The sequence below is a fragment of the Geomonas sp. genome (assembly GCF_035254065.1).
In the GTDB taxonomy this organism is placed as follows: domain Bacteria; phylum Desulfobacterota; class Desulfuromonadia; order Geobacterales; family Geobacteraceae; genus Geomonas.
Map to the genome: position 1 here is coordinate 1 of NZ_DATFBA010000232.1, position 9,702 is coordinate 9,702.

General features: G+C 62.8%; 7 protein-coding genes. All 7 read left to right on the plus strand.

Annotated features, from left to right (window positions below):
- Positions 1–2,100, plus strand: a 2,100-nt coding sequence (locus tag VJ604_RS10920; protein ID WP_324082418.1) for an SMC family protein, incomplete at its 5' end; no start/stop codon positions are given.
- Positions 2,101–2,435: 335 nt separating this feature from the next.
- Positions 2,436–3,116, plus strand: coding sequence for a site-2 protease family protein (locus tag VJ604_RS10925; RefSeq protein WP_324082429.1), 681 nt, complete (start codon positions 2,436–2,438; stop codon positions 3,114–3,116).
- A gap of 59 nt (positions 3,117–3,175) precedes the next feature.
- Positions 3,176–4,159: a tryptophan--tRNA ligase gene (trpS, locus tag VJ604_RS10930; protein WP_324082419.1), complete on the plus strand. Its 984-nt coding sequence runs from the start codon at positions 3,176–3,178 to the stop codon at positions 4,157–4,159.
- A 204-nt stretch (positions 4,160–4,363) separates the two neighbouring features.
- The gene (locus tag VJ604_RS10935; RefSeq protein ID WP_324082421.1) at positions 4,364–5,152 is read left to right on the plus strand and encodes a segregation and condensation protein A; all 789 of its coding nucleotides are present in this window, start codon (positions 4,364–4,366) and stop codon (positions 5,150–5,152) included.
- Positions 5,142–5,726 carry an SMC-Scp complex subunit ScpB gene (scpB, locus tag VJ604_RS10940; RefSeq protein ID WP_324082423.1) on the plus strand — a complete coding sequence of 195 codons (585 nt, stop codon included), beginning with the start codon at positions 5,142–5,144 and terminating at the stop codon, positions 5,724–5,726. The genes VJ604_RS10935 and scpB overlap by 11 nt, the downstream gene beginning before the upstream one ends.
- A gap of 419 nt (positions 5,727–6,145) precedes the next feature.
- A complete protein-coding gene (gene amrB, locus VJ604_RS10945; protein ID WP_324082425.1) occupies positions 6,146–6,946 on the plus strand; it encodes an AmmeMemoRadiSam system protein B in 801 nt (266 codons plus the stop codon).
- Positions 6,946–9,591, plus strand: coding sequence for a CBS domain-containing protein (locus VJ604_RS10950; protein WP_324082427.1), 2,646 nt, complete (start codon positions 6,946–6,948; stop codon positions 9,589–9,591). Before amrB ends, VJ604_RS10950 begins: the two co-directional genes overlap by 1 nt.
- The last annotated feature ends 111 nt before the right edge of the window (positions 9,592–9,702 follow it).

Sequence of the window (9,702 nt, forward strand, 5' to 3'; positions counted from 1 at the left end):
GCCGATGCGAGCCTGAAGGAACTTCGCGAGCGGGAGAAACAGAGGTCGCTGGTCGAGAAGAAACTCGCCGAGTTGGAAAAAGAGCAATCCGGCATACGGGCGGCTCTCTCCATCGAGAGCCGGGAGCTCACCGACCTGCGCTCCGGTGTGGAATCCGACGCGAAGCGGTTATCCGAGGAGGAGGCGACGCTTGCCGCGCAGCGGGCCGAGCTGGGTAAGGCGCAGGTGGAGGCAGCCGGGTTGCTGTCCGCCGTGAACGGTGCGGTTGCCGCCTTTCGTGAGCTTGCCGTTCATCGCATCGAGAACGTGCTCCCCTACCTCTTTGCGGCCCTGGACAGGATGGCCGCCATCGATCAGCAGTCGGCAGAGAAGGGAAAGGTGGTGGCCGGCAGTGAGTCCCTGGCGGCGGAAGCGGGAAAGCTCTCACCGCGGCAGGCGGAGCTGGAAAAGGTCCAGGGGCAGCGTTGCGAACTTTCCGGCCGCAAACTCTCGCTGTTGGAAGGGTGCGAGAAGATCGGCGATGGCAACTGTCCCTTCTTCCAGGAGCCTTGCAAGAATGTCGACGCGGCCGGCGGGGTGGAACTGATGCGCGACCAGATCCGGGAGATCGAGGACGAGATAGCGAGGCTGGATGCCCAGGCAGAAACGCTGGCCGCAGAGGTCGCCGCCGCACAGGCTGCCGCCCACGAGCTGGCGGGCGTCGAACACGTGCGGCTGGAAATGGCGAAACTAGCCACCGAGCGTGAAACACTGGAGCAGGAGTTCACCCGCCACTTAAAAGAAATCGATCCCGCACTCCTCCTGGAGTCGGTCCAGGCATGGCTCACCTCCACCCTCCACCCACTCCCTCCCACATCCCCTCTCCCGAAGGGGGAGGGCCAGGGAGGGGGAACACTGCCGGCCCAGTTGAAGAGCCTCCACCTTGAATTGACCGATTCCCCCTCCGACCGCCGCGCCCAGCTTTCCACCTGGAGTGATCAATGGCGCACCGTCATCGTGTCATTAGAGCAGTCCCTGGCGGAACGTCAGCAGAGCGCCGAGGCACCGGTGCGCAACTGCGAGGTCAGAGCAGCCGAGCTGTATGCCGTCTCCAAAACCGTGGCATCGAAAAAGCGGGATTTGGCGGCGGCTGGCGACAAGCTCCTTGTGCGCGAGAAGGCCATCCAGGCTCACCAGGGCCGGCTCGACGTCGTGCTCAAGGGAATCACTGCGGAGAAGCAGGCGCTCTCCGCATACGCCGGGCTTGACGACGCCATCAAAGCTGCCGGGGAGGAGTTGGAGCGCTACCAGTCCGAGCGGGACCGCTTCATCGCCAACGAAACCGCCGCCGGGGAACTGGAGAAACGGACCGAGACCCTCGGCAGATACCAAAACCGCCTCCAAGAACTGGCTGAACAGCTATCGGCCACCCAGCAGGAACTGCAGGCCCTGCAGGCTGATTACCAGTCCGAGCGGCACGAGAACCTGAGAAAAGAGCGCGAGCTGCTGATGGCCGGGATCGCCACGCTGAAAGCCGAATTGGCAGCGGTCGCCGAAGGTATGACCCGGCTGGCAGGGGAGATCGCCGCCCTTGCCGCCATTGCCGAGGAGATCGAGCGGAAGCTTCTGGATATCGACAAGTTGAAAGAGCAGGGGACGCTGGTTAAGTTCCTGCGCAACCAGGTGTTCAAGAACGTCTCCAGCCAGCTGTCCGAGCGTTTCCGTGAGGAGATCAGCACCCGCGCCGACCGGATCTATCGCAGCATCGCGGAGTCCGACGAGGAGCTTTACTGGGGGGAGAACTACCAGGTCGTGCTGAGGGACATGATGGACGGCCAGATCCGGGAGCGGACCGACGACCAGCTCTCCGGCGGCCAGATGATGAGCGCGGTGGTTGCCCTGCGGCTGGCCTTGCTGCAAACCATCGGTGCCCGCATCGCCTTCTTCGACGAGCCGACCTCCAACCTGGACGCCGAACGCCGCGAAAATCTGGCTAAGGCCTTCCGCGCCATCGACGTCGGCCAGGAAGAAGTCACCGAGCACTGGTACGACCAGCTCTTCTTGGTCAGTCACGACGTGAGCTTCACGGAGATCACCGACCAGATGATCCACCTGGACTGATCTCTTTTCCCCTCGCCAGCCCGAGTCCGTTTCCCCTCGCCCTCTTGTTTCCTTATCCCCTCGCCCCTTTAGGGGAGAGGGTGCCCAAAGGGCGGGTGAGAGCGCCGCGAGCTGTTGAACATGCCTCCCTCACCCCTGCCCCTCTCCCCTGAAGGGGCGAGGGGTGCATAGTCAAAGGCAAAGGGGACCGACAAAGGCAAAGGGGACCGGCACCTGCGGAGCCAGTCCCCCTTGGGGCGAAAACCCCGCCATCGTTGACTTTCCCGCTTCGATCTGTTAGATGAAGTAGGTTCTTATCCCGGCCGATCCCCAAGGAGCCCATGGAAGACTTCTCAATCGAACAATTCTTTCTGAAGGTCTCGATCATGCTGGTCCCGGCCCTGATGGCCATCACCTGTCATGAGGTCTCCCACGGGTTCGTCGCCGACAAGCTGGGCGACGATACTGCCAGATCGATGGGACGGCTCACCCTCAACCCGCTCAAGCACATCGACATCTTCGGCACCCTGATGGTGTTCATCGTCGGGGTAGGCTGGGCAAAGCCGGTGCCGGTCAACTTCCGTAACCTGCGCCGTCCGAAGACCGACATGATCTGGGTGGCTGTCGCCGGTCCGGTCACCAACTTCCTCCTGGCGGTCATTTCCGCGGTGGCGATGCGCACCATCGCGCATTTCGCGGTCGACATCCCCGAGGCCTCGATGGCGGCGGGTGTCCTTAAGCCGGTGGCGTGGATGCTGGCCTTCTCGGTGTACATCAACCTGCTTCTTGCCATCTTCAACCTGATCCCTGTGCCGCCGCTGGACGGCGGCAGGGTCGCGGTGGGCCTCTTGCCGTATCGTCTGGGCTCCGCCCTGGCACGGGTCGAGCCTTTCGGGTTCATAATCATCATCCTGCTGGTCTTCTTCACCCGCATCTTCGACTACGTCATCCTGCCGGCCCTCAATGCCATGGTCTACCTGCTGGCCGGGCCGCAGACCGACCTGGTCGCCGGGGTGACCAGCCTGATGATGCACTAGCAGGTTCGAAATCGAGTTCTTTCAGGGAAACCTGAACCAATACAAAGGAGTCTTCATACATGAGCAACAAGCGTATCGTTAGCGGCATGAGGCCAACCGGCAAACTGCACCTGGGGCACTTTCACGGCGTGCTCTCCAACTGGCTCGAACTCCAGAAGAGCTATGAGTGCTTCTTCTTTGCCGCCGATTGGCATTCGCTGACCACCGAATACGCTAACACCGACGGGATCAAGGACAGCATCAACGAGATGGTGCTCGACTGGCTCGCCTTCGGCATCGATCCCGAGCAGAGCGTGATCTTCGAGCAGAGCAAGGTGCCGCAGCACGCGGAACTGAACCTCATCCTCGGCATGATCACCCCGGTCTCCTGGTTGGAGCGCAACCCGACCTACAAGGAGATGCAGGAGAATCTCTCCACCAAGGACCTCTCCACCTTCGGCTTCCTCGGCTACCCGGTGCTGATGGCCTCCGACATCATCGTCTACAAGTCCGCCAAGGTGCCGGTCGGCCAGGACCAGGTGCCGCACCTGGAAATCACCAGGGAGATCGCTCGTCGCTTCAACTATCTCTACGGTGAAGTCTTCCCGGAGCCGCAGGCGCTCCTCACCGAGACCCCGAAGGTGCTCGGCCTGGACGGCAGGAAGATGAGCAAGTCCTACAACAACGCCATCTTCCTCTCCGACGACGCCGAGACCACCAGGAAGAAGGTGCTCTCCATGGTCACCGACACCCAGCGCGTCTACAAGAAGGACCCGGGCGAGCCGGACCGCTGCGTTGCCTTCGCGCTGCACTCCCTCTACGTGCCGCAGGAGAAGCGCGACGAGATCGTGGTCGGCTGCCGCAGCGCGGAGCTAGGCTGCGTCGACTGCAAGAAGATCCTGGCCCAGTGCATGATCGACACCCTGGCTCCCTTCCGCGCCAAGCGCGAGGAACTGGCCAGCAAGCCGGGCGTGGTGGACGAGGTGCTCACCGAGGGTAGCCGCAAGGCCGAGGTGGTCGCCAAGGAGACCATGAACGAGGTCAGGGCGGCGCTCAAGGTCTAACGGAAACTCTTTTCTCCACTCGCGTCATCACTCCTCCTCCCGAAGGGGAAGGTCGGGTGGGGGGAACTCTGTCGGCATGGCCAGCACTGCTCCCCCTCCCTGACCCTCCCCCTTCGGGAGAGGGGACGCTGGCTGAAGATGGTTTAAGTTAAGGGTAGGGACGAGACGAAACGGATTATGCAAGAAAACCTCTTTCAAGAGGCGATGGAAAACGCCTACCTTGTGCAGATCGAGCAGTTCGAAGGACCGCTCGATCTGCTGCTCCACCTCATCAAGAAGAACGAGGTGGACATCTACAACATCCCCATCGCGGCCATTACCAAGCAGTACCTGGAGTACATGGAACTGCTCAAGGAACTCAACCTGGACATCGCCGGGGAGTTCCTGGTGATGGCGGCGACCCTGTTGCAGATCAAATCCCGCATGCTGTTGCCGGTGGAGCGCGACGACGACGAGGCGGAGGTCGAGGACCCGCGCGCCGAGCTGGTGCGCAGGCTCCTGGAGTACCAGCGCTACCGCGACGCCTCCTCCGAGCTGGTGGTAAGGAACCTCCTCGGGCGCGACGTCTTCGCCAGGAAGTTTCCCTCTCCCGAACTGGCCGAGATGGAGCCCGAGGAGGAGCCGGCTGACGTCGAGCTGTTCGACCTGATCGAGGCCTTCCGCAAGATCCTCTCCCGCGTCTCGGTCGATACCTTCCACAGCGTCGGCGCTGACGGCATCAGCATCGCCGACCGCATCAGCCAGGTGCTTTCCATCCTGCACGAGGCGAAAACCGTCTGTTTCGACAGCCTCTTCACCGACGGCATGACCCGCGACCTCCTGGTGGTGACCTTTCTCTCCATCCTCGAGCTGTGCAAGCTGAAACTGATCAAGATCGTCCAGGTCGAGAGCCTGGGCTCCATCTGGCTCACCGCCGCCGCCACCGATGACGATGTGGACACTGCCGGGCTGGCAGGGGAAGATCCGGAACTGGAGGGTGCTTTTGCCGGGTAAGTCGCTTAAATCGATCGTGGAGAGTCTCATCTTCGTTCACGACCATCCGCTGTCGCTGGACCGGCTGGCCCTGATCCTGGAGGAGTACGAGCGCGCCGATATCCGCATCGCGCTGGAAGACCTCATGGAGGATTACGCGCATTCGGATCGCGGCATCGTACTGGTGCAGGTGAGCGGCGGGTATCAGCTGAGGACCCGGCCGGAGCACGCCGATTACATCAGGAGGCTCAACAAGACCAAGGGTGTCAAGTTCAGCCAGTCGTCTCTGGAAACGCTGGCCATCGTGGCGTACCGGCAGCCGGTTACCCGGGCCGAGATCGAGTATCTGCGCGGGGTCGATTCCGGTGGGGTGCTGAAGAGCCTGATGGAGAAGAAGCTCCTGAAGATACTGGGGAAGAAGGACGTACCCGGCAAACCGCTCATCTACGGTACCAGCCGGGAGTTCCTGGAACTCTTCGACCTGAAGGACCTCTCCTCGCTCCCCACCCTCAAGGAGATCCAGGAACTTGCCCCTCCCGATCCCTTCGCCGACCAGCCCGCCCTGCCGCTCGCCGAGGAACCTCCGGGAGCGTGAGCGGCGATGCCGTCTCCTCTTCCCCTGAAACAGCCAAAGCAAATCCCCCCCTGTCCCCCCTTTGTCAAGGGGGGACCTGCTAGCCAAAAATTGTACCTAATAGGAAATATGCCAATAGCCGTTCGCCCTGAGCCTGTCGAAGGGTATGTCTGTCAAACTCACACGGCTTGTCTTCCAACATAGAACCCTCCTCCCCGCAGCTGATTCTCCTTTGACAATCATGAGAGCGCCCTATATATTGCCTTGATCAAGGCCCGGTATGACTGTCCGCCGTTGCCAATGACAGTGCAGTGGCCATTTTATGAGTATCCGCCGTCGATGCTTGGAAGCTTTGTTCGGCTGGGTTAAAATATCTCTCAGGCGCGAGCGGCGCCGGCATGGGGCCGGACGCGGCACCAACCACGCGCAAGGAGGGGGAGATGATTCGTGAACCGGCGGTAGCCGGCAAGTTTTATACGGGTGACGCGGACCTGCTCCGCGAGGAGCTTTCTGCCATGGTACCGCCGGGGGAACCGGAACGGGTGCTCGGCATCATCGCGCCGCATGCGGGGTACATGTACTCGGGCAAGGTGGCGGGCAAGGTCTACGGCGCCATCAGGGTGCCCGATACCGTCCTTGTCTTGGGCCCCAACCACACCGGGCTGGGAGCTCCTGCGGCCCTTTCCCCGGCCGGTGCCTGGGTCACCCCCCTGGGGACCGTCCCGGTCGACGCGGAGTTCTCCAAGCTGATCCTGGAACATGCTCCGGTGGTGCACGAGGACCTCACCGCCCACCGATTCGAGCACTCCCTGGAGGTGCAGCTTCCTTTTCTGCAGTACAAAAACCCGCAGGTCTCCATCGCCGCACTTTGCCTGTCGCTTCTGGACCTGGCAGCGCTCTCGCGGCTGAGCGAGGGGCTGGTGCGCGCCATCAAGGCCTACGGCCGGGAGGTGCTGATCGTCGCCTCCTCCGACATGACCCATTACGAGCCGGCTCAGGAAGCCAAGGCAAAGGATGACCTGGCGCTCTCCGAGGTGGCCCACCTGAACCCGGAGGGGCTGGTCAAGATCTGCCGTCAGCAGGACATCACCATGTGCGGCGTCATCCCGGCTGCCGTCATGCTGATGGTGGCGAAGAGCCTGGGAGCCAAATCCAGCCGGCTGGTGGCCTACGCAACCAGCGGCGAGGCGAACGGCGACTTCCGGAAGGTGGTGGCCTACGCCGCCGTGACGGTCTCCTGATGGAGGTAATCACCACCCATGTCAACGCCGACTTCGACTGCCTGGGCTCCATGGTGGCCGCCAAAAAGCTCTACCCGGACGCGCTGGTAGCCTTCTCCGGCGCACAAGAGAAGGGGGTCCGTGACTTCTTCCAGAAACACGGCCCCCTCCCCATCGAATTCACCCGCCTCAAAGATATCGACTTCTCAGCCATCACCCGCGTCATCGTGGTCGACTGTCAGTCTTCCGCCCGCCTGGCCCGCTTCGGCGAGTTGATCAAGGAGGGTGGGGTGGAACTGCACGTCTACGACCACCATCCCAAGAGCTCTGCGGACCTGCGCGCCACCGGCGGGATCGTCCGCAGCTGCGGCTCCACCACTACCATCCTGACCGCCCTGCTGAGGGAGCGCGGCATCGAGGTGACCCCCGAGGAGGCCACCCTGATGATGCTTGGCGTCCACGAGGATACCGGTAACCTCACCTTCGCCTCCACCACTCCGGAGGATTACCAGGCCGCCGCCTGGCTTTTGGAACGGGGGGCCAACCTGAACGAGGTGGCGGACTCCATCGGCCGTGAGCTTACTGTGGAGCAGGTCTCCCTTTTGAACGACCTGTTGAGCTCGCTGAAGACCACCACCCTGAAGGGGGTGGACGTCTCCATCGCCCACGCCTCGGTGGACCGCTACGTGGGGGACATCGCCGGGCTCGCCCATATGATCCGTGACATGGAGAACCTGCAGGCGATCTTCATCGTGGTGGACATGGCGGAGCGGGTCTTCGTGATCGCCAGGAGCCGCGTCCCGGAGGTCAGGGTCGGGGAGATCCTGCGCGAACTGGGGGGAGGGGGGCACGATACCGCCGCCTCGGCCACCATCCGCGGACTCACCCTGATCCAGGTCCTGCAGCAGCTGGACGCCGTGCTCCGGAAAAGGGTGGATCCCCGCCGGGTGGCCAAGGAGATCATGTCCCATCCGGTCAAGACCCTCAAGCCCGACAGCACCATCGAACAGGCGCGCGAGCGGCTGGTCCGCTACAACGTGAGCGCGATGCCGGTGTTGGAGGCGGGGCACGTGCTGGGCATCATCTCCAGGAAGACGGTGGAGAAGGCGATCTACCACAACCTCGGCAAGGTGCCGGTCTCCGACTACATGCATTCCGAATTCTTCGCCGCCACCCCTGAGACGCCGATCAGCGAGCTGCAGTCCTACATGGTGGGAGGGGACGCCAGGCTGGTGCCGGTGCTGTCAGCGGGAAGCCTGGTGGGGGTGGTGACCCGCACCGACCTCCTCCGCTACAGCCTGGGGGGCGAGGCGCTCTACGACCTGGCCCGCGAGGCCAGTCAGGTGAAGAGCCGCGAGATTGAGGGGCTCATGAAGCGGCAGCTCTCTTCGCGCGCTATCAAGGTGCTGCACGACCTGGGGCACTGCGCCGACCAGCTGGACCTTCCCATCTACGCCGTCGGCGGCTTCGTCCGCGACCTCTTGCTTGGCAACGAGAACATGGACATCGACGTCACCGTGGACGGCGATGGCATCTTCTTCGCCGAAAGCTTTGCGACGGAGTTCGGCTGTCGGGCCAAATGCCACCACAAGTTCGGTACCGCCGTCATCGTATTTCCGGACGGCTTCAAGATCGACGTGGCCAGCACCCGACTGGAGTATTACGTCTCGCCGGGGGCGCTTCCCACCGTGGAGCACTCTTCCCTGAAGATGGATCTCTACCGGCGTGACTTCACCGTCAACACCCTGGCCTTGAGGCTCAACGCCCAGCACTTCGGGCAGCTCATCGACTACTTCGGCGCCTACCGGGACCTGCAGGCCAGGGTGATCCGCGTGCTGCACAACCTCTCCTTCGTGGAGGACCCCACCCGCGTCTTCCGCGCCATCCGCTTCGAGCAGCGGCTCAACTTCAGGATCGCCAAGCACACCGAGGACCTGATCAAGAACGCGGTGAAGATGGATTTCCTGGAGAAGCTGGGGGGGAGGCGGCTTCTCTCCGAGCTGGTGCAGATCCTCAGGGAGAAGGAGCCGCTCAAGGGGATCTGGCGCATGGCGTCGCTGGGGCTCTTCCGCTTCATCCACCCGCGTGTCGAGCTGACCCCCGCTATGCAGGAGATGCTCGAGGAGGTCCGCAACATCGTATCCTGGTACGACCTCCTTTACCTGGAGCGCCCCTACGAGCGCTGGGCGGTTTACTTCCTCGCCCTCTGCGAACCCCTGACCAGCGACGAGTTCTCGGCCACCTGCACCCGGCTGGCGGTCAGCGGGCACCTGCAGCAAAGGCTCGTGGAGATGCGCAAGCAAGGGGAGGTGCTGCTTGGTTCAATGGAGCGTAGGCTCGCCCAGCAGGGGAAGCTGGAGAACAGCGAGATCTACTTCTTCCTGCGCGGCCTGCCGGTGGAAGTGCTCCTCTACCAGATGGCCAAGAGCCACGATGCCGAACTCAAAAGGGCCGTCTCCCTCTACTTCACCAAGCTGCAGGGGATGCACAGCCGGATCGGTGGCGGGGATCTGAAGCAGCTGGGGGTCCTGCCCGGGCCGCGGTACCGGGAGCTTTTGGATGCCGTGCTCTGCGCAAGACTCGATGGCCGGGTCCCCGACCGGGAGGCCGAGCTGGCCCTGGTCAAGGATCTGATACGGCAGCCGGACCTGGTACGGCAGCCGTAGTCATTTGACCAGTAGTCATTTCACCGCCATCGACCGTGCTTTCACTGTGCAGCGTTAACGGCCCGATCTGACACGTTTTTTGCTCGGCCTGGCCTTTCCTGCCAGCGTTTT

Excerpts from the sequence above, each read along its gene's own strand:
- trpS (WP_324082419.1), top strand. The coding sequence starts at position 3,176 with ATGAGCAACAAGCGTATCGTTAGCGGCATGAGGCCAACCGGCAAACTG.
- amrB (WP_324082425.1), top strand. The coding sequence starts at position 6,146 with ATGATTCGTGAACCGGCGGTAGCCGGCAAGTTTTATACGGGTGACGCG.
- VJ604_RS10935 (WP_324082421.1), top strand. The coding sequence starts at position 4,364 with ATGGAAAACGCCTACCTTGTGCAGATCGAGCAGTTCGAAGGACCGCTC.
- VJ604_RS10950 (WP_324082427.1), top strand. The coding sequence starts at position 6,946 with ATGGAGGTAATCACCACCCATGTCAACGCCGACTTCGACTGCCTGGGC.